At 59.0% G+C, this 19,944-nt stretch carries 21 protein-coding genes and 1 other RNA gene; 16 read left to right on the top strand and 6 right to left on the bottom strand.

All coding sequences use genetic code 11. The annotated features are described in order from the left end of the window. Nucleotides 1-21: 21 nt before the first annotated feature. Nucleotides 22-1,383: a DHA2 family efflux MFS transporter permease subunit gene (locus ABRP84_RS00110; protein WP_284869922.1), complete on the bottom strand. Its 1,362-nt coding sequence runs from the start codon at nucleotides 1,381-1,383 to the stop codon at nucleotides 22-24. Nucleotides 1,384-1,463: 80 nt separating this feature from the next. Then, entirely contained in the window at nucleotides 1,464-1,907 is a 444-nt protein-coding gene (locus ABRP84_RS00105; protein WP_284869921.1) for a MarR family winged helix-turn-helix transcriptional regulator, read from the bottom strand. Between the two features lie 319 nt (nucleotides 1,908-2,226). Here ABRP84_RS00105 and ABRP84_RS00100 point away from each other — a divergent pair, with 319 nt between their 5' ends. Beyond that, the gene (locus ABRP84_RS00100) at nucleotides 2,227-2,841 is read left to right on the top strand and encodes a kinesin (protein WP_284869920.1); all 615 of its coding nucleotides are present in this window, start codon (nucleotides 2,227-2,229) and stop codon (nucleotides 2,839-2,841) included. A gap of 63 nt (nucleotides 2,842-2,904) precedes the next feature. Here ABRP84_RS00100 and ABRP84_RS00095 read toward each other — a convergent pair whose 3' ends face one another. After that, nucleotides 2,905-3,345: a DUF1990 family protein gene (locus ABRP84_RS00095; RefSeq protein WP_284869919.1), complete on the bottom strand. Its 441-nt coding sequence runs from the start codon at nucleotides 3,343-3,345 to the stop codon at nucleotides 2,905-2,907. Nucleotides 3,346-3,555: 210 nt separating this feature from the next. Here ABRP84_RS00095 and ABRP84_RS00090 point away from each other — a divergent pair, with 210 nt between their 5' ends. The 4 genes from ABRP84_RS00090 (at nucleotide 3,556) to ABRP84_RS00075 (ending at nucleotide 7,368) form a co-directional block, all read left to right on the top strand. Then, nucleotides 3,556-4,647: a S1 family peptidase gene (locus tag ABRP84_RS00090; protein ID WP_284869918.1), complete on the top strand. Its 1,092-nt coding sequence runs from the start codon at nucleotides 3,556-3,558 to the stop codon at nucleotides 4,645-4,647. Nucleotides 4,648-4,885: 238 nt separating this feature from the next. Continuing rightward, nucleotides 4,886-5,170: a FeoA family protein gene (locus ABRP84_RS00085; RefSeq protein WP_284869917.1), complete on the top strand. Its 285-nt coding sequence runs from the start codon at nucleotides 4,886-4,888 to the stop codon at nucleotides 5,168-5,170. Between the two features lie 3 nt (nucleotides 5,171-5,173). Beyond that, nucleotides 5,174-7,111, top strand: a complete 1,938-nt coding sequence (gene feoB / locus ABRP84_RS00080; RefSeq protein WP_284869916.1) for a ferrous iron transport protein B — start codon at nucleotides 5,174-5,176, stop codon at nucleotides 7,109-7,111. After that, nucleotides 7,108-7,368, top strand: a complete 261-nt coding sequence (locus ABRP84_RS00075) for a MarR family transcriptional regulator (RefSeq protein ID WP_284869915.1) — start codon at nucleotides 7,108-7,110, stop codon at nucleotides 7,366-7,368. The genes feoB and ABRP84_RS00075 overlap by 4 nt, the downstream gene beginning before the upstream one ends. Here ABRP84_RS00075 and hisN read toward each other — a convergent pair. Together hisN and ABRP84_RS00065 are read right to left on the bottom strand one after the other, a co-directional pair. Continuing rightward, a complete protein-coding gene (gene hisN / locus ABRP84_RS00070; protein ID WP_005277599.1) occupies nucleotides 7,365-8,147 on the bottom strand; it encodes a histidinol-phosphatase in 783 nt (260 codons plus the stop codon). The genes ABRP84_RS00075 and hisN overlap by 4 nt on opposite strands. Next, nucleotides 8,140-8,976 carry an inositol monophosphatase family protein gene (locus tag ABRP84_RS00065; protein WP_284869914.1) on the bottom strand — a complete coding sequence of 279 codons (837 nt, stop codon included), beginning with the start codon at nucleotides 8,974-8,976 and terminating at the stop codon, nucleotides 8,140-8,142. The genes hisN and ABRP84_RS00065 overlap by 8 nt, the downstream gene beginning before the upstream one ends. Before the next feature lie 60 nt (nucleotides 8,977-9,036). On the opposite strand from ABRP84_RS00065, the gene prfB reads away from it, so the two are divergent. After that, nucleotides 9,037-10,140 carry a peptide chain release factor 2 gene (gene prfB / locus ABRP84_RS00060; RefSeq protein ID WP_005277601.1) on the top strand — a complete coding sequence of 368 codons (1,104 nt, stop codon included), beginning with the start codon at nucleotides 9,037-9,039 and terminating at the stop codon, nucleotides 10,138-10,140. Nucleotides 10,141-10,161: 21 nt separating this feature from the next. Here prfB and ABRP84_RS00055 read toward each other — a convergent pair whose 3' ends face one another. Then, nucleotides 10,162-11,784 (bottom strand): AbgT family transporter, encoded by a 1,623-nt coding sequence (locus ABRP84_RS00055; RefSeq protein WP_023025795.1) that lies wholly within the window; start codon nucleotides 11,782-11,784, stop codon nucleotides 10,162-10,164. A 120-nt stretch (nucleotides 11,785-11,904) separates the two neighbouring features. Here ABRP84_RS00055 and ftsE point away from each other — a divergent pair, with 120 nt between their 5' ends. From ftsE to ABRP84_RS00005, 10 genes are all read left to right on the top strand, one after another. Further along, complete coding sequence (ftsE, locus tag ABRP84_RS00050) at nucleotides 11,905-12,603, top strand: cell division ATP-binding protein FtsE (RefSeq protein WP_349851948.1); 699 nt, start codon at nucleotides 11,905-11,907, stop codon at nucleotides 12,601-12,603. Continuing rightward, nucleotides 12,600-13,502, top strand: coding sequence for a permease-like cell division protein FtsX (gene ftsX, locus ABRP84_RS00045; RefSeq protein WP_349851946.1), 903 nt, complete (start codon nucleotides 12,600-12,602; stop codon nucleotides 13,500-13,502). The genes ftsE and ftsX overlap by 4 nt, the downstream gene beginning before the upstream one ends. 44 nt (nucleotides 13,503-13,546) lie before the next feature. Beyond that, nucleotides 13,547-14,050 carry an SsrA-binding protein SmpB gene (gene smpB, locus ABRP84_RS00040; RefSeq protein ID WP_023016945.1) on the top strand — a complete coding sequence of 168 codons (504 nt, stop codon included), beginning with the start codon at nucleotides 13,547-13,549 and terminating at the stop codon, nucleotides 14,048-14,050. Continuing rightward, nucleotides 14,043-14,408 carry a DUF488 domain-containing protein gene (locus ABRP84_RS00035; RefSeq protein WP_349851944.1) on the top strand — a complete coding sequence of 122 codons (366 nt, stop codon included), beginning with the start codon at nucleotides 14,043-14,045 and terminating at the stop codon, nucleotides 14,406-14,408. Before smpB ends, ABRP84_RS00035 begins: the two co-directional genes overlap by 8 nt. A 66-nt stretch (nucleotides 14,409-14,474) precedes the next feature. Beyond that, nucleotides 14,475-14,857: a transfer-messenger RNA gene (ssrA, locus tag ABRP84_RS00030) on the top strand. Nucleotides 14,858-14,931: 74 nt separating this feature from the next. Next, on the top strand, nucleotides 14,932-15,699 hold the full coding sequence (locus tag ABRP84_RS00025) for an amidohydrolase family protein (protein WP_349851942.1): 768 nt from the start codon (nucleotides 14,932-14,934) through the stop codon (nucleotides 15,697-15,699). Nucleotides 15,700-15,784: 85 nt separating this feature from the next. Further along, nucleotides 15,785-16,777: a siderophore ABC transporter substrate-binding protein gene (locus tag ABRP84_RS00020; RefSeq protein ID WP_502879757.1), complete on the top strand. Its 993-nt coding sequence runs from the start codon at nucleotides 15,785-15,787 to the stop codon at nucleotides 16,775-16,777. 67 nt (nucleotides 16,778-16,844) lie between these two features. Then, complete coding sequence (locus ABRP84_RS00015) at nucleotides 16,845-17,810, top strand: ABC transporter permease (protein ID WP_349851938.1); 966 nt, start codon at nucleotides 16,845-16,847, stop codon at nucleotides 17,808-17,810. A gap of 1 nt (nucleotide 17,811) precedes the next feature. After that, a complete protein-coding gene (locus ABRP84_RS00010) occupies nucleotides 17,812-18,789 on the top strand; it encodes an iron chelate uptake ABC transporter family permease subunit (protein WP_349852323.1) in 978 nt (325 codons plus the stop codon). Then, entirely contained in the window at nucleotides 18,786-19,541 is a 756-nt protein-coding gene (locus ABRP84_RS00005) for an iron ABC transporter ATP-binding protein (protein WP_349851936.1), read from the top strand. Before ABRP84_RS00010 ends, ABRP84_RS00005 begins: the two co-directional genes overlap by 4 nt. The last annotated feature ends 403 nt before the right edge of the window (nucleotides 19,542-19,944 follow it).

The following is a 19,944-nucleotide window of genomic DNA, read 5'->3' as shown; positions in this document are numbered from 1 at the left end:
AAACGCCTCGAGCTTCACCTTTTATTTCCGAACCACGGTCCCGCGCGGGAGCCGGGTGGCCGTGGCTGCCATAAGCGTGGTGAACACGGTGAAGTAGGCTAAGGTTGTCCAGCAGACTCCGTGGGTGAGAGTCATCAGCACCGTGCAGACTGATACGCCTAGTGCGCTGCCGAGTTGGGTCGCTATGCGGCCCGCAGCGCTGGCATGGACGACTTCATCTTTTGCTAAGCCGTGGTAGGTCGCGGACATCGTGAGCACCGTGAGCGCTCCGATGCCGCCGCCGCGCACGAATAGCCCGCAGCCTTGAAGGATGAGCCAGCCTGTCGCCTGGCCGGTGGGAAAGGCGAAAGGTAGCGTTCCGATAATAGTGGCGGCAATGCACATGTAGACAGTCTTACGCGTACCCCATCGGGCGATGAATTTTTTCGATGCCGAGCGGCTGAAATAGGCGCCCACGCTTTGTAGGGCCAGCAGCAGTCCCGCATGCAGTGCGGTGTAGGCATGGTTGCTCTGATAGTGCAGCGGAATGAGGAAGAGCCCGCCATAAAATACGGTGCTTGCAATGGCCAGTGTTGCCCACGCTGAGGAAAAGGAGGCGTGGGTGAATAGGCGGACATCGATAAGCGGCGATGACGCCCGGAGCGCATGCAGCACAAAGTATCCAATCAGCCCCGCGCCGGCGACGAGGAGAATTACGCTTGCCCAAGAACTCATGTGCCCGATGGTGGTAAAGCCATAGACTGCCGCGAGCAAACCTGGGGCGAGCAAGAAGTATCCCGTGCGGTCTAGCTGGGCTGCAGGGTCTGCTGGGGTCCGTTCTAGATAGTGCACGGCAAGGGCAATCGCGGCGATGCCGATGGGGACGTTGATGAGGAAGATGGCGCGCCAGCCGATGGCATCGACAAGCAGCCCGCCCAGTAGTGGGGCAATCGCGGGTGCGATGACCGCCGGTAGCCCGATTGCGGTGATGGCGCGTGTGGCCTGGTCCTTTCCGGCATTGGTGACGATGAGGGTCTGCATCACCGCCACCGAGAAACCCGCCGCGAATCCCTGCAGGATGCGGAAGGCGATGAGCAAGTCGATATGCGTAGACATCGCGCACAGGATTGAAGCGACGGTAAAGACTGCCAGGGCGGTAATCCAGAAATTTTTGGCGCCGAAGCGGCGCGTTGCCCAGCCGCTGAGCGGAATGGCCATGGTGGAGGCCAACCCGTAGCTCGTGATGACCCATTGGGCGAGAACTATCGGTGCGTTGAACGCCTCGCTGATGGAATGAATGGCGACGTTAACGATGCCGATATCTAGCAGCGGCAAAATTGAGCCGAAGACTAGGGCGATGACGATCCGCCTAGTCTGGGGGTCGAGTTTTTCTTTTTCCTGCATGAGGGGCTCCCTTCGGAGTGTGTGCGCAGATGGCGTGGTGAGGTGTGGTCATGATGGAGATAGTGATGGAGGTGTGTGAGTTAGTGGGCGAATGGTCCGTCGTGGGTGAGGGCGGTGAGCATTTCCGCGAATTGTTGTTGCGCGGGCTCCGGCCAGCGGGCGAGGAATTCTTCTAATTGTTGGGCCAGACGTGAGCGCATCACGGCGACGTTGTCTTGGCCCAGTGAGGTTAGCGACAGTTGTATCCACCGCGTGTCGCGGGGATCGGTAGCGCGCGCGATGAGTCCGGCCTTTTCTAGGGCCGAGGCGTGACGGGATACCACTGAGCGGTCCAGGCCGATGACTGTGGCGAGCTCTTTCGGGGTGGAGGGACCACAGCGGTCTAGGCCGCTGAGCACCAAATATGTGGATTCGTTGATTTCTTCACCGAGCCCCTCGGTGAGATGGGCGTACATGCGTCGACGGAGGCTGCGCTGGGAAAGTAGACCCAGTGCGTCGGCGACTTGTTTGCTTGGAGTGTCCATGCCAGCAGAATACATGCATAGTGCACGCATGTCTAGTGCACGAGTGTTTACTGCACGCTAATTTTTGCGGGATGAGCGCGGTGAAGGGGTAGAAAGCGTCCATAGCAACCGCGTTTGTCCATTTTTCGGTCCGATTTTTGGCGAAATGCGGTTGTTTTGGGCAGCCTGACGCTCATCCGTACCTCTATCTGCCGGGGTAGCACCCGAAGAGCACAAAAGAGCCTTCCGGTTTCTCCCAATGCCGGTTCCCGTGCACGCACCTTAACTTTCTGGAACGCTAGGATGGGAAAGAATAGATCTAGTTAAGGAGTACAAAGCAATGGCTAAAGAAACTGCACGCGCCCTAGGTCACGAAGTAGACGTGGACCGCGAGAAATTTACCTACTTGGCATCTACTGATGCCGAGGGCAACAAGATTGAATCCGGCAAGGCTGCGGCAGCGGGAGCCGGCGCAGCGGGAGCTGGTGCCGCAGCTGCCGGTGCCGCTGCAACGGCGAACGCAGACGAGCAGGACGACTCCGCGACCCAGAGCGATTACGAGCCGAAGAACCACGTCGTTACTGGTGCTGAGGAAGAACACGTCGCCGCCGCGTCCGAGCAGCCGGACCTGCAGGAAAAGCTGGATGAGGACAACGCGGACTATGAGCCCTCAGAGCACGTTGTGGGCGAGGCCGAAGAAGAGCACATCGGCACCGCACCGGAGCAGCCGGAAGAGGACGCTGCAGATGATGAACGCGATGACTTCGATGACCTGAAGGACAAGGTCACCGAGGCTGGCAATGTCGTTGAAGAGGCCATCAACCGCGCTAAGGACTTCGTGGAAGACAAGGCGCAGGAATACCAGGAAGAATCCGGTAAGAAGGGCGGTTTCTTTGACCGCGTGAAAGACGTTGTGCGCGAGGCTCGCGATAACCTCGATGAAAAGCGCAAGTAGTTAACTGTGCCTAGGCCGCTGCCTTTCCTAGAGAGGAGGGGTGGCGGCCTTTGTGCTGCCACGCTAGTCCAGCGCGTGCAGGTAGAACCGGCGGATGAGGAGGCGACGGGGGATATCGATAAGCGGGCGCAAGAAGGGAAGGAAGGGCTCGGAGGCGGCATCGATAAGCAGCAGCGTCCGGCCATCGCGCAGGCGCTCCAGGGTGAAGCTTTCCTCGCCGCGCTCGAGGTGGCCGGGCAAGGTGCCGTAGGTAAAGCCGCAGCGGCCATCGTCGGCGAAGCTCTCGACCACGCGGCAGCGGAAATCAAACGGGCCAAGGCCTAAGGTGACCTCGGCGCCTTCTTGTACGACCGGGTGGGAGGGGCGCACGCGGAAAAGGCCGCTACGCTGGATGCCCCAACGAAAGAACCGGTGGGCTGCGGCATCGAAGTCGGCGTCGATGACCCTACTCATGTGCAGCTGCGGGAATCCGGCGGTATCGGAATAAGAAAGCGGCTCTGGCATCTTAAGTCTCAGCGCTTATCTGTGGGGACCTCATGGGGTGAAGAATAGGGCATCGAAAAGTTTTTGGGTACGGATTAATAGTGTGATCACCCCCGAAACCTGAAAGAACGGTAACGGCTTGGAAACAGTCACAGGACTTAGCTGCTTTCACACATTATTCGTGTCAGGATTTAGCTAGCACGATCCTGACAACTGAAAGAAGGTACTTTGATGCTTCGCATTCCGCACCTAAAGAAAGTCCTGGTGGGCTCGGCTTTCGCTGGTGCGTTTTTCTTGGGTTCCCCTGCAGCAGGCGCCCAAGAACTGCCCCAACCGGATATTGACTCGGCAGGGTTAATCAACCAAGTGCGCGATGGCCTCGCGGACTTTGGGATTGAGACCCCAGAGGTGGATAAGCAGGTCACCGATACCGTGGATTCCGCGGTGCAGAACGCGCACGACGCGGTGGCGAATAACGGCCAGCAGGAGGCCCAGTACGCAGAGCCGGCCACCAACCCGAACCCGTTCGGGTTGCTTGAGCAAGCCACCCAAGTAGAGCAAAAGCCACTGGGCAATAATCCCAACTACCAGTGGAAAAACGATGGATTTTCCAAGGTAGCTGCGGGCAAGCCCGATTCGGACTTTGTTCTGCACCGCGTGCCGGGTTCCTTGTTCGATGCCCCGCGCATTCCTGAAGAATCCGATGTTGCCATGAACCAGGGCAAGTCCCTCTATGGCCCTGGAACTCCTATCTATATCAATGGTGACACCATGTGCACCTTGAGCGTTGCCGGCAATGACGATGCCGGTCGCAAGGTGGGGCTGACCGCGGGGCACTGCGGCAATGAGGGTGATGCCATTACCTCGGCCGATTCCGATCACATTGGCCCGACGGGCACCATCGTGGCCAAGAACGACGAGCTGGATTATTCGGTGATCGAATTCGGCTCTAATGCTGAGGTCACCCGCACCTACAACGGGATTACCGTTAATTCCCTGGGTGGAACCGTAAACCCGGGTGAGACCGTATGCAAGCAGGGCGTTGCCACCGGCAAGACCTGCGGTATGACCTATCAGCAGGCACAAAGCATCCAGGTCAACCAAGTCTGCGCCATGATGGGCGATTCCGGCGCGCCGCTGCTCGCTGGTGACCGCCTCATCGGTTCCATCTCCGGCGGCTTCCTGCCGGTGAACTTCCCGTGCCGCACCCCGCTGCAGGGTGCGGTTCACAACCCCACCGCCGCTACCAACATGGACACCGTGTTGGCGGATATGAACCGCCGCGGTGGCGTTGGCGCAGGGTTTACCTTGCCCGAAGCATAAACCGCGAAGCAGATAGCGCCCCGTTCAGCCTTGAGAGCCGCACGGGGCGCTTTTTATGTGCAATTTCTATGGGCGCATAACGCGCATGTGTCCCGCCAAAGTGGGGGAAGCGCAGGATAGCCTTGCCTGCAACCAAAGACATAAACTAAGGTGAGACTTACCTATTGTCCATTTAGGAATAGTCAATATCTGCTGTGGCTAACGCTTCCACAGCGAAGTTTGAACTGAGGTTTCCCCCATGCACAAAACCCATTCCACCCCACCAGAAACCGGGCCCATGCGCGCGGATCAAGCACCCACTGACGCCGTGGTGGAACTATCCGCTGATTGCCTGCACAACGCGACCGAGACCCAACCGGCACTGGCCGTGCGGCTGCGCGAGCTGGGCTTTCGTCCTGGTACCCGGGTGCAGATCGGCCGCACCGTTGCCGGCGGTGCGCGCGTGGTCAGCGTAGGCACGGCCCGCTATGCGGTGGATGCACACACGCTGCGCCAACTCGAAGTCGTTCCGGTGGAGGCATAAGCGATGGCACATAACTCCACGGCCCCAGCAAGCTGCCACAGCACCTCCACCATGCGGATAGCGGCGGAAGGCACGCCGGTGCTCGCACTGGTGGGCGCGCCCAACTGCGGAAAATCCACCCTCTTTAACGCATTGACCGGAGCGAAGGTCCAGACCGGCAACTGGCCGGGCACCTCCGTCGAGGTCAGCCGCGGGCTCTGGAATGCGCAGCCAGAGGCCTTTGACATCATCGACCTGCCCGGCGCCTATTCACTTGAGCCCATGAGCCCGGATGAGGCCTTTACCAAGCAGATGCTCATTGACTGCCCGGCAGACGAGCGCCCTGATGTCGTCGTGGTCCTCGTGGACGCAACGGCCCCGGCCCGCGGGCTCAACTTGGCGCTGCAAATTGCCGCCGAGCCATACCGCGTGGTCATCGGCGTGACCAAGGAGGATATGGCCGAGCAGCAGGGCATTAGCATCGATACTGAAGCGCTCTCCCGCGCCACTGGCATGCCAGTGGTCAGCGTCAATGGACGGCGCCGGCGCAACCTCGACGGGCTGGAAACCACCGTGGCACAGGCCATGCGCGTCGAGCCAACCATCATCCGCCAGGATTCCGGCCTGGATCAGCGCTTTGCGGATCTCGATGCCGCCGAAAAAGCTGCGGTCCACCGCGTGGAGGTAGGCGAGACCCTCACCCAGCGCGTGGACCGCGTGGTGCTGCACCCAGTGGTGGGCCCGCTGCTCTTCCTCGCGGTGATGTGGGCGGTCTTCTTCATCACCACCACGGTGGCAGGGCCCATGCAGGACGGCCTCGAAGACCTTGTCACCGGTCCGGTCTCGGACGCGGCCCGCGCCGGGCTGGAAGCCATTGGCCTGGATCACTGGCTGATTTCGGGCTTGCTTGTTGATGGCCTCATTGGTGGCGTCGGCATGGTGCTGACCTTCGCTCCGCTACTGGCGCTGATGTTTCTGTGCTTGGCGGTGCTGGAGGATTCCGGCTATATGGCGCGCGCTGCGGTGGTCACCGATAGGGTGATGCGCTCGATTGGCCTGCCTGGCAAGGCCTTTATCCCCATCGTGGTGGGCTATGGCTGCAACGTGCCGGCGATTTCGGCCACGCGAGTGCTTGGCGATGTCCGCCACCGCATCCTTACCTGCCTGCTTATCCCCTTCACCTCGTGCTCGGCGCGGCTTATCGTCTTTATGATGCTGGCGCAGGTCTTTTTCCCAGATCACGCCGGATCGGCGGTCTTTGGCATGTACGTTCTGTCCATCGCCCTGGTGGTAGCCGTGGGCTTGGCACTGCGCAAAACAGTCTGGCGCGCCATGCCGTCCGAGGCACTCGTTATCGACTTGCCGTCGTATCAGCTGCCCACGTTCAAGCTATCGCTTTCGGTCATGTGGGTGCGCTTAAAGGGATTCCTGCATACCGCCGGCGGCATCATCGTGGCCACGGTAGTGGTCATTTGGCTGCTCATGTCCATCCCGGTTACCGGTGGCCACTCCTTCGACGAGGAAGCCGTCCCGCCGGAGGACTCGGCGTATGGTGCGGTATCCAAGGCGATATCCCCGGCGTTTGCGCCGGCTGGCTTCGATTCGTGGTCCCTGACCGGCCCGCTGGTAACGGGCTTCGTGGCGAAGGAAACACTGATTTCCACCTGGGCGCAGACCTACGCCGTCGATGACGTCACGGATGCGGATCCTGAGGAACAAGCCGAGTCTTCGCTGGCCGATCACATCCGCAGCGATTTCGATGCCACCTCCGGCGGGCACGGCCTAGCTGCGGTGTGGGCATATATGGTCTTCCTCTTGGCCTATACCCCGTGTGTGGCCACGGTGGCCGCGCAGCGGCGCGAAATTGGCTGGAAGTGGACGCTCATCGGCTTTGTACTGCAGCTCGTCACGGCTTGGGTCTTGGCCGTCGGCGTCTTCCAAGTGCTGAGGTTATTCCTATGAGCCCTACAGACAAAGTAAAAGAAGCGATCCGCGGCGGTCACTCCACCCCCGCGAACATCGCCCGCGCGACCGGACTGGGGCAGGGGACCGTGGAGGTCATCCTCGCCCACTTGGAGCACAGCGCGCAGCTCGTGCGCGAATCGCTGTCCTCGTGTCCCACGGGCGGCTGCGGTAGTTGCTCGCACAGTGATGGCTGCTCCGGCGCCGAGGCCGGGCTCCGCGAACCGGTCCTATTGAAGCTTTCGGCCCGACCCTAATCCTGCAGCATCTCCAATGCGGCCTTGTGCAGGCGGCCATTGGAGGCAATGGCCGATCCGCCGTGCGGCCCAGGATTGCCGGACAGATCCGTAAACGTGCCGCCGGCCTCGGTCACGAGCAGGGATGGGGCGGCGAGGTCCCAGAGGGAGACCTCCGGCTCGGTGGCGATATCGACGGCGCCTTCTGCCACGAGGCAGTAGGACCAGAAATCGCCGTAGCCACGCAGGCGCCAGGTCTTATCCGTGAGGTTGAGGAACTTATCGCGCAACCCGCGCTCGGACCAGCCTGTCAGCGAGCTCATGGCCAGGGATGCATGCCCAAGCTTTTCGATCTGGGAGACGTGCAGGCGCTTCGGTTCGCCGCCAAAAACGCGGTAGGCACCGGCGCCTTTCGCCGCGTACCAGCGCCGGCGCAGGGCAGGGGCAGAAACCACGGAGACGACCGGTTCGCCGTCCTCAAGCAGGGAAATAAGCGTGGCCCATACCGGCACACCGCGCACGAAGTTCTTCGTACCATCGATGGGATCGATGACCCACTGGCGGCCTTCGTAGCAGGCCTGGCCACCGAATTCTTCGCCCAAAACCTCATCGCGCGGGCGGGAGCGCTTCAGCGAATCGCGGATGTGCTTCTCGCAGTTCAGATCCGCATCCGAAACCGGGGTCAGGTCCGGTTTTTCCTTCACGGAAAGGTCGGTGGCCTCAAAACGGTGCATCGTGACCACATCGGCGTGACCGGCTAACTCGAGTGCGAGACCTAAGTCTTCTTTGAATTTACCCACGGAGCCATTCCTCCATTTGTTGAACTACTTGTTTATTTCCGGCCAAGCACCACTCGACGCTACCGGCTTCTACCTTGCGGGCTGCACCACCGGCGGCCTCAATGAGAGCCTTGCCGGGGAACCAATCCCAATCTGCTACCGAGTGCTGCATCCATGCGCCCCACGTGCCTTCTGCCACGGAGGCCAAGTCCACCGAACCGGCACCAAGCATACGGACTGTAGCAAAGTTTTCGGCCACCCGCTGCCACGCGGCACGAATTTCTGGATCCGCCAGCGACGTTGGGTGTAGGTAGGACGAGAGAGAGATTTCTTCTGCCGGCTTATCCTGCAGCTTGGCAACGTCCTTGCCATCGAGCGAGGTGGGATAGTCGCGCCCGCCAAACCAGGTATAGCCCATGGCGGGGCGGTGGACGGCGCCGAGGGCGACCCCGGAGGCATCGGTAAGCGCGAGCGCCGAGCACCAATAATCCGAGCCAGAGGTGAAATTGTAGGTCCCATCGACCGGATCGATGACCCAATTGCGCCCAGACTGGGACTCGCGGGCCGTGCCTTCCTCACCCACGAGGCCGTCCTCAGGGCGCACGGCCTCTAGCACGCCGGCGATAAAGCGCTCGGCGGCGCGGTCCGCATCCGTAACCACATCAGAAATAGAGGATTTCTGCTCAACCGAGACGCCCATCTCGCGCAAGCGCCAAGCCAAGCGTCCTGCGTTATACACAAGCGCCTGCGCCAAATGGGCATCCCCATCGTCAGCATGCGCGACAATAAACGTTTTGATGACCGCATCGATCATCTCCTGCAAGCTTGGCTTTTGATCCATGCACACCATTGTCACCCTAAATCCAACCAATGGCTAATTCTGTGGGGGAGGTGGGTAAGATTGGGCCCTATGCGTCCCGAAGTAATTACACGGCTCAAGCAATTGGACACCACCCTGACCACCATTGAAAAGGTCATGGATCCGGAAGCCTTGGCTGCGCGCATTCGGGAATTGGAAGCCCAAGCTGGGGATCCCTCGTTGTGGGACGACCCCGAGCACGCACAGAAGGTCACCTCTGAGCTTTCTAGCGCGCAAGCAAAGGTCCGCAAACTGGAGTCTTTGCGCGGGCGCTTAGATGATATGCCGGTGATGTACGAGCTCGCGGAGGAAGAAGGCACCGTCTCCGTTGCCGATGAAGACCTTGCTGAGCTAGAAAGCGCCATCGAATCCCTCGAGGTAACCACCATGCTCTCCGGGGAATATGACCCGCGCGAGGCCGTGATCAATATCCGCTCCGGCGCCGGCGGGGTAGACGCGGCCGATTGGGCGGAGATGCTCATGCGCATGTACACCCGCTGGGCGGGAAAGCATGACCACAAGGTGGATATTTACGATATTTCCTATGCCGAAGAAGCGGGCATTAAATCCGCCACCTTTGTGGTGCACGGGGAATACATGTACGGCCAGCTCTCCGTGGAACAGGGCGCGCACCGCCTGGTGCGCCTTTCGCCCTTTGATAACCAGGGCCGGCGCCAAACCTCCTTTGCGGAGGTCGAGGTTCTTCCCGTGGTGGAGCAAACGGACCACATTGATGTGCCAGATAACGAGGTGCGCGTGGATGTGTACCGTTCCTCTGGCCCCGGTGGACAGTCAGTTAACACCACCGATTCCGCGGTGCGTCTGACCCATATCCCCACCGGCATCGTGGTCACTTGCCAGAACGAGAAATCACAGATTCAAAATAAGGCCTCTGCCATGCGGGTTTTGCAGGCCAAGCTCTTGGAGCGCAAGCGCCAGGAAGAGCGGGCGGAGCTCGATGCGCTTGGCGCCGGCGGCAATGCCTCTTGGGGCAACCAGATGCGCTCTTATGTTTTGCACCCGTACCAAATGGTCAAGGACCTGCGCACCAATTTTGAAATGGGCGATCCCTCCAAGGTGCTCGATGGGGACATCGATGGATTCTTGGAAGCCGGCATCCGGTGGCGGATGCAACAAGAGCGCGGGGAGGATTAACCTCAACCGCGCTCTGCAGGCTTAAGCCGGGTAGTGCATCGGGGCGCCCGGCCCGAGCGGGATACCCAGCAGGTACCACACGATAAAGAAGATGAACCAGCCAACGATCATGGCGATGGAATACGGCAGCGCCAGTGACATCAGCGTGCCAACGCCCGCCGGCTTGTAGTAGCGCTGCAGGAAGGTCAGTGCGAGGGCGAAGTACGGCGACATCGGTGTGATGATATTTGTCGGCGAGTCACCGATACGGAAGAGCATCTGGGAAACCTCGGGGGAGATGCCCACGTACATCATCATCGGGATGATTACCGGCGCCATCAGTGCCCACTGCGCAGAACCTGAGGTAATGAACAGGTTGAGGACTGCCACCATGGCCACGAGTGCGGCGAACATCAAGACGGGCGGCAGCGACCATGCCTGTAGCAGCTCAGAACCCTTAATCGCGGTCCAGACACCGAGGTTGGACCACTGGAACCACGCCAAGAACTGGGCCACAGCGAAGAAGAGCACCAGCATGGGAACCAAGGTCTTAATGCCTTTAGCCATGAAATCTGGCACGTCGGAGGCGGACTTCAGCGTGCCGGCGTAGATGCCGTAGACGATGCCGCACACCAAGAATGCCAGGGCAATGGGAACCGCAATCGCGCTAATGAGCGGCGACTCCATGAAGCTATCTTCTTGGCTTGCCAGCGGGGAGCCTGGGATAAAGAGCAGGGCAAAGAATCCCGCGAGGAAGATGACTAGCGCGATGCCAGAGGCGGTCAAGCCCTTTTGCTCCTCCGGCTTTACCCGCAGCTCGTCTTCTTCTTCCTCGAAATCAACGTCGCTTTCTTCCTCGTCCGCCTCGTTATCAGCGGCGCCGGCGGCCTGGGAGAAGGAGACTTCCTCGTAATTGATCTTGTCGTGGTTGACCAGATCGCGGGCCTTTTTCACCATGAACCATTCCGTGACGGCGGTGATGATAAGGGACAATACGATGGCGGATGGGATGACGAAGAAGATATTGGCCAGCGGGCTGACCTCATAAGCCTCATCCACGAACTGCGCGGCGGGCGTGGAAATACCGGCCAGCAGGAGGTCAGTGATGTTGAGGATCAGCGAGGCGTTGAAGCCTGCCGAGGACGCTGCAAAGGCCACCATGGCGCCCACGATGGGGGAGCGTCCCACCGAGTGAAAGGCCATTGCGCCTAGTGGGATGAGGATGACATAAATGGCATCGGAGGCCACGGAACCGGTCACGCCGGCTAGCGCGACGATGAAGGTAAGGAGCTTCGGGCTGACCTTGGTCACCATGGCGCGCACGAGTGCGGACAAAAGCCCGGACTGCTCGGCCACGGCCACACCCAGCATCACTGCCAGGATGACGCCCAACGGCGGGAAGCTCGTGAAGTTTTCCACCGCGTCTGTGACCATGCGCGAGATATTTTCGGTGGTCAGGAGGGATTCAACCTCGATGGTATCGCCGGTTTTAGGGTCCTCGGCGCTCATGCCAATCAAGTGGCCAATCCAGGAGGTAATGGCGACGATGATCGCGAGGATAACGAAGAGCCAGAAAGGATCGGGCAATTTATTGCCGATCTTTTCTACGGTGCCTAAAAAGCCGCTTGCTTTCTCCGGTTTTTCTTTGGTTTTAGTCTCGGCCATAGTATCGGCACTTCCTGTCGATCGGGTCGGGCATCATTGCGCACCAGATTTTGTGTTCTAGACTACACTACTAAATAGCGTTCACAGGTTGCTGTCAACTTTGGTTGCTACAGTGGCGGAGTGATTACTTTCAATAACGTGACTAAGGTGTATTCCGCCCAGTCCCGCCCCGCGCTCGATGGGGTGTCTTTTGAGATTGCGGACGGTGAGTTTGCCTTCCTCATCGGACCTTCGGGGTCCGGAAAGTCTACCTTTCTAGAGCTCATGGTGCGCTACAGCAATGTGACCTCGGGCGATATTTACTTCGGCGATTTTCACGTCAACGAGCTGAGCGGCAAGGACATCAACGCCCTGCGCCAATCCATCGGCTACGTATTCCAGGATTTTCGGCTGCTTCCCAAGCTGAACGTGTACCAGAATGTGGCGTTTGCCTTGGAGGTCATCGGCAAGAGCAAGCACCGCATCTCCACCGCGGTGCCGCAGGTACTGGAGATGGTGGGTCTGGACAACCGCCACCATGCGATGCCGCACGAGCTTTCCGGCGGTGAGCAGCAGCGCGTGGCCATCGCGCGCGCCCTGGTCAATCGCCCGAAGCTGCTGCTTGCCGATGAACCCACGGGCAACCTCGATCCAGCCACCGCCGACGGGATCATGGACTTGCTGCTGCGCATCAACAAGCGTGGCACCACCGTCGTGATGTCCACGCACAATTCCCGCGCCGTGGATAAGGCGCACAAACGCGTGCTGGAATTGCGCGAAGGCACGCTCGTTCGCGATGAGCACAACGCAGCCTATTCGGCGCAGGAGGAGCAAGCATGAACCTAGGATTCATCTTCCGCGAGGCCACCAAGGGCTTGGGCCGCAACCTGACGATGACCATCGCGATGATCATTACCACGGCCATTTCTGTCGGCGCCGTGGTTGCCGGCATCATGGTCACCAACCTCACCAAGGATACGAAGGATATCTACTTGGACCGCGTGGAGGTCATGGTGCAGCTCAACGAGGATATTTCCGCCACCGATCCAAACTGCTCTACTCCCGCCTGCGCGGATTTAAAGGACCAGCTGGAATCCGATAGTTCCGTGGAATCAGTGGAATTTCGCAACCGAGAGGCCTCCTACGAGCGCTTCCGTGAGCTCTTCCAGGACACGGACCCGGTGATGGTGGAACAAACCTCGCCGGACGCGCTGCCGGCAGCGTTGCACGTGCGCCTCGTTGACCCGGAAGAGGCCTCCGCCATCGATGCTGTGCGGGATAACCCGGCGGTAGAAGAGGTCGTGGACCAGCAAGAAGAGGTGCGCGAGGCTGCAAGCAACCTCGATTCCATCCGCACCGCCACCTTCATCGTGGCCATCGTGATGTCCATTGCGGCCATCTTCCTGGTGGCCAATATGGTGCAAATCGCCGCTTTCCACCGCACCCGCGAGACCGAAATCATGCGCATGGTGGGCGCTTCGCGCTGGATGACGCAGGCGCCGTTCGTGGTAGAAGCCGTGCTCGCTTCCCTCATCGGCGTGATCTTGGGCGGCGCCGGGCTGCTCGTCGCGAAATCCCAAGTGATCGATCCTTCCCTGCAGGGCCTGTACGAATCGCAATTGCTGGCGCCGATGAAGTCCAGTGATCTGTGGGTAGCGCTGCCGCTGGTAGGCCTGCTCGCCTTGGCGGTTACCGCTGCCACCGCGCAGATTACCCTACGTTCTTATGTCCGCCGCTAAGCCGTTTGCCGGGTGCGGTAAACGAACAGTACACTGAGGCAATTATGGCTAAAAAGGGCAAGAAGAATAAGAAGGCGGCTTCCGGGGACGCCACGCTTGCGACCAACCGCCGGGCCCGGCACGACTATAAGATCCTCGAAGAATTCGAGTGCGGCATCGTCTTGCTCGGCACGGAGATCAAATCCCTCCGGGAGGGCAAGATCTCGCTCAATGATGCCTTCGCCACCATTGATAATGGCGAGGTGTACCTGCGCAACCTGCACATTCCGGAGTATTCGATGGGGTCGTGGACCAACCACAGTCCGCGGCGCACCCGCAAGCTTTTGCTGCACCGCCGGGAGATCGACAAGCTCTACGGGCAGGTGCGCAATGGCAATAAAACCCTGGTGCCGCTCAAGGTGTACCTCAAAAATGGGTACGCGAAGTTGTCGCTGGCGCTGGCGCAGGGTAAGCAGGATTATGACAAGCGCGAAGACATCAAGCGGCGCGATCAGAACCGCGAAATCACCCGCGAGCTCGGCCGCCGCGTGAAGGGGATTAATGCTTAAGACGGTAAAGGTTCACGACGCAGTCAAGGGCGAGGACTCCATTTCCGGAACCGGCGTCCTAGTAGACCGCCTGTGGCCGCGGGGCATCGCCAAGGCGGACCTGGACTATGACGAATGGTTCAAGGACGTGGCGCCTAGCCCCGAGCTGCGCAAGTGGTGGAGCCATGACGCGGATTCTTTCCAAGAGTTTTCGCGCCGCTACCGCGCCGAGCTCGATGAGCGGGAATCCGAAGAGCTCACCCAGCTGCTCTCCTTGGCAAAGGAGGGGGACCTCACCCTGCTCTTTGGTGCTGCCGACCGCGAGATTAACCACGCGGTGGTCTTAAAGGACTGGCTGGAAGAGCACTTGGAGAAATAAAAGCGTCTGCGGTAGTGTTGGAATAACCGTAGGGAATGATGCACTATCCCGTCCCTACAGTGCTATGGGGTTGATTTGGTTTCGACTTCGTACACTGCGCCAGGGGAAGCGTGCCGGTGAAGGCTACCGACCACCGTTTAAGCGTCGTAGCAAACAAATAAACGCAGAGAAGAACTCTCAGCGTGACTACGCCCTCGCTGCCTAATTACAGCGACGCGTGTCTGTCAGCCTAGGTTTCGTTCCTGACCTAGAACCTGGCATCGACTAAGGAACTTGCCGTCTGGCTGTGTCATCAGGGCCAGATGGGACTCTTACTGGTGACTGGGCCCATCATCCGGTACGAGTTCGCCCGAACCGGAGGGCCGAGCAGAGATCATGTGCGAACTGCGCACGGAGAAGCCCTGGCAAGGTGACGAAGGACCCGGGTTCAAGTCCCGGCAGCTCCACCGAGAGCCCCAGCTAGATTCAGTTCTAGCTGGGGCTTTTCTCATAAGGTTGCCCGCGCGCGGCTAGGGTGGTGGACATGCAGCGAGTATTCGATTCCCACCTCCACATCATCGATTTTTCCCACCCCATTCAGGAGAATCAGAGTTATACGCCGCCGGAGTTTTTGGTTCCGGCCTATGACGTATGGCGCGAAAAGCTGCGGAGTGAGGGTTTTGATATCACCGCTGGCGCGGTAGTTTCCGGTTCCTTTCAGGGCTTTGACCAGGGGTATCTGGCAGAAGCTCTGGGGGAGTTGGATAACTTCGTAGGCGTGACACAGCTGCCTGCCGATGTCCCCGATGCTGAAATCCGCCGCCTTGATGGCCTAGGCGTGCGGGCGGTGCGCTTCAACTTCCGGCGCGGTGGCAGCGCAGCGCGGGAGGACCTTGAGGAGCTGGCGTGGCGGATTTATGACCTGGCCGGCTGGCACGTGGAGCTCTATGTGGATGCGGCTACGGTGGGCGATATGGCCCCAGTGCTGAAGAAGTTGCCTGCCGTGAGTATCGACCACCTCGGCCTGAGCGCGCAGGGGGTAGATGGTCTCTTAGAGCTTGTCGATGCCGGGGTAAAGGTCAAGGCCACCGGATTCGGGCGAGTGGACCTCGATCCGAGGGAGGTGGTGCGCCGCATTGTCGACGTTGATCCAACCGCGCTCATGGCGGGTACCGATTTGCCCTCGCAGCGGGCGAGCCGGGTGTTTTCGGTGGACGATTTCCGGCTCATCGGGGAGGCGGCGGGGGTACATGCTGATGACGTTTTCTTCGCCAATGCAGCGCGTTTCTATGGGCTGGACGATGTATTTTAGGAAAGGTTACCCTCACCCTTGATTGGTTAGGGTGACTTAAGATAAGTTTATGGGGCATTTGTTTCTCGTCTATAAGGAAAGCACAATGAAGAAAATTCATCGCGCTCTTTTGTCTGTCGTGGCTGTCGCCTCCTTGGCGCTTACCGCATGTAGCACTGCGGAAGAAGAGGACCAGGGTTCGAATAAGGGGACATCGGAAAGCGCACTGCAGATCGAAGATAATAACGGCACCCACGAGCTGGACGTACCGTTCGAGCGCGTCGCGGTAACGGATAACCGCGCCTTCGAAATCCTCGCGGATTGGGACGTCAATATCGTCGCTGCCCCGCTTGGCATCGTCCCGGATACCCTCTCGGACAAGATCAATGAGGACACGATTGAGGCCAACCTGGGCATGCACCGCGAACCCGACCTGGAGGCGCTGGTTGCTGCAGAGCCGGATATCGTCATCAACGGTCAGCGCTTCACCCAGCACCAGGCCGATATCGAGGCTTTGATGGAAGATACCCCGGTCCTGGACTTCTCCCCGCGCGACGATAAGGACATGGCGGAAGAACTCATTCGCCAGACCGAAGCCCTGGGCAAGATCTTTGACCACGAAGACGAGTCAAAGAAGCTCGTGGATGACTTCAACAAGGCGCTGGACCGCGCTAAGGACGCCTACGACCCTGAAAAGACCGTCATGGCCGTTAACACCTCCGGTGGCGATATCAACTACATCGCCCCAGGTAAGGGCCGTTTCTTTGGACCATTCTTTGACCTGCTGGGCATGAAGCCTTCCCTCGAGGTGGAAAACGCCAGCGATGACCACGAAGGCGATGACATCTCCGTCGAGGCAATTGCTGATTCCAACCCTGACTACATCCTCATCATGGACCGCGATGGTGCCGTTGCCAAGGATGAAGCAGGCTACACCCCAGGTAAGAAGCTTGTAGAGGATTCCGCGGCCCTTAAGAACGTGACTGCCGTTAAGGAAGGCAAGATCGTTTCCGCTCCGCAGGATACCTACACCAATGAAAACATCATTACCTTCACGGAGACGCTCAACGCGATGGCAGACGCGTTTGAAAAGAACTAGCCACCACTAAAAATCGGAAACCGGAGGGATTTGTGCCCTCCGGTTTTCAGGTGCGTAAAGGATAGTTATGGAAACCACCACCCGCACAAAGGTCTGGGATTGGAAGCTCGGCCTCGGCGTGCTCATCGTCGCCGCGTTGCTCGTTGCCTCCTTGCTGACTGGGCAGTACGACGTTTTTGGTGCCGACGATGGCGCCGCCATGTTCGGCATTACCCGCTTGCCGCGCACCATCGCCTTGGTACTGGCCGGCGCGGCCATGGCTGTAAGCGGCCTGGTCATGCAGCTGCTCACCCAGAATCGCTTCGTCGAACCCTCGACCACCGGAACCACGGAGTGGGCCGGGTTGGGCCTGCTCACCGTCATGGCCGTCGCGCCCACGTCCTCGATTCTGGTCAAGATGATTGGTGCGGTGGTCTTTTCCTTCCTGGGCACCGTCGTATTCTTCCTCTTCCTGCGTCGGGTGACCCTGCGCTCCTCGCTCATTGTGCCGATCATCGGCATCATGCTGGGTGCCGTGGTCTCTGCAATCTCGACGTTTTTCGCCCTGATGACCGATATGCTCCAGCAATTGGGAATCTGGTTCATGGGCTCGTTTACCGCGGTGTACAAGGGCCAATACGAGGTTTTGTGGATCGTGCTTTTGGTGCTGGTGGCGGTGTACATTTACGCCGACCGCCTCACCGTGGTTGGCTTGGGCGAGGACGTGGCCACCAACGTCGGGCTGAACTATAACCGCATGTTGTTGCTGGGAACTGGCCTCATCGCCATTGCTACGGGCGTGGTGACCGTCGTCGTGGGTTCGCTGCCCTTCCTGGGCCTAATCGTGCCGAATATTGTCTCCATGGTGCGCGGCGATGACCTGCGTTCCAACGTGCCTTGGGTCTGCCTGTTGGGCATTGGCATCGTCACGGTGTGTGACCTGGTGGGTCGCGTCATCATCGCCCCATTCGAGATGCCGGTTTCGGTCATCCTTGGCGTCATCGGCGCCATCGTCTTCATCATCATGATTGTGAGGTCGACCCGTGCGAACTAAGATGTCCGCCCCGCCAAAGAAATATTGGATCACGCTGGTCTGCGTATGGGGCCTAGCTGCGGCTTTGGCCTTTGCCTACCTGGCCTATGGCAATCCGATGGAGTTTGGTACGCACAAGTTTTGGCTCATCGCCCAGCGCCGCGCCGATGCCCTCATCGCCATGGCGATCGTCGCTGTGTGCCAAGCCATGGCGACGGTTTCTTTCCATACCGTGACCAATAACCGCATTTTGACCCCGTCCATCATGGGCTTTGAGTCGCTGTACGTTGCCATCAATACCGCGACCATTTTCTTCCTGGGTGCTAGTGGGCTTAACGATGCCCGCACCTTGCCCACCTTCCTCATGCAAATGGGCGTCATGGTGGGCCTTTCCCTGGTGCTTTATTCGTGGCTGCTAACCAACAGAAAACAGAATATGCACGCCATGCTGCTGGTCGGCGTGGTCATCGGTGGTGGCCTAGGCTCGCTGTCTACCTTTATGCAGCGCATGCTAACCCCCAGCGAGTTCGACGTGCTGACCGCGCGCCTTTTTGGCTCCGTCAATAACGCCGAGACTGAGTACTATCCCATCGCCATTCCCATCGTGGCCATCGCTACCACGCTGTTGGTGCTCAATGCGCGCAAGCTCAACGTGATTTCCTTGGGCGCCGATGTCAGCACAAACTTGGGCGTGAACCATAAAGCGCACGCAATTTACACGCTGGTGTTGGTCTCGTTGTTGATGGCGACGACCACCGCGCTGGTAGGTCCCATGACCTTCCTGGGCTTTTTGGTGGCTACGCTGGCTTATCAATTCGCCGATACCTACGATCACCGCTATATCTTTCCGATGGCGGTGGGCTTAGCATTCTTCGTGCTCATTGCGGCCTACTTCCTCATGCAGCACGTATTTTCCGCCCAAGGTGTGGTGTCCATCATCATTGAGCTGGTAGGTGGCTCCGTGTTCCTGTTTGTCATTATGCGAAAGGGCCGACTGTGATCGAATTAAAGAACGTTTCTAAAACCTATTCCGCCGAGACCGCTATTGGTCCGCTCAACCTGACCATCCCGCAAGGAGGCATCACCGCGCTGGTGGGGCCGAATGGTGCGGGTAAGTCGACGATGCTCACCATGATCGGGCGCCTGCTCGACATGGATGAAGGCAGCATCGAAATCGCCGGCTATGACATTCAATCCAGCAAGTCCGCCGACCTGGCGAAGATTGTGTCTATCTTGCGGCAGGAAAATCACTTCGTCACGAAACTAACTGTGCGCCAGCTCGTGGGCTTTGGCCGCTTTCCCTATACCAAGGGTCGACTTAATAAACACGATGAAGAGGTCATTTCCAAATACATCCACTTCCTGCATTTGGAAGAATTGCAGCACCGCTACCTTGACCAGCTGTCTGGTGGTCAGCGCCAGCGCGCGTACGTAGCCATGGTGCTGTGCCAAGAAACCGATTACGTGTTGCTAGATGAGCCTCTGAATAACCTGGACATTTCGCACTCGGTGGACATGATGCGCCATCTGCGCGAGGCTGCCCAGGAATTGGGGCGCACGGTCATCGTGGTTCTGCATGACATCAACTTTGCCGCGCGCTACGCGGACTATATCTGTGCTTGCAAGGGCGGGCAGATCGTCGAATTCGGTCCGGCCGAGGAGATTATGCGCGACGATATCCTGACGCCCATCTTCAACACTCCGGTGCGCGTTATCGATGGGCCCGATGGAAAGATCGCGTGCTATCACTAAAAACAAACGTTGGCCTGCGAGTTTGCGTTGTGTAGTGGGGTGGTATAAATTTTAGCGAGTCGCCGAGAGGTAGCCGGTTGGTTACTTGTGAGTGACTTTTTGTACTGGCTTGGTCCGAGGATTTGACTTGGTTCAGGTTGTTGGGTAAGTTGGTACGAGCCGCCAACGAGAGGTTAACGTTTGGTTAATTTTCTCGTGGTGTGTGGATGTTGTTTGAGAACTCAATAGTGTGCCAATGTACTTATTTTTTATTTTTGTGTGCATGGTTGTGTGTTGATTGGTCTGTTGGCCGGCGAACCTATGGTGGTTTGTTGGTTGGTGTGTGCCGGTAAGGTGTTGGAATACGCATCTTTTTGAATACTGTTTAGTGTTTCGGCTGCATTGATGGATTGGTTGGCATGTG

It is taken from the genome of Corynebacterium sp. KPL2861 (assembly GCF_040225475.1).
In the GTDB taxonomy this organism is placed as follows: domain Bacteria; phylum Actinomycetota; class Actinomycetes; order Mycobacteriales; family Mycobacteriaceae; genus Corynebacterium.
This window is presented reverse-complemented; position numbering and strand designations above follow the sequence as displayed.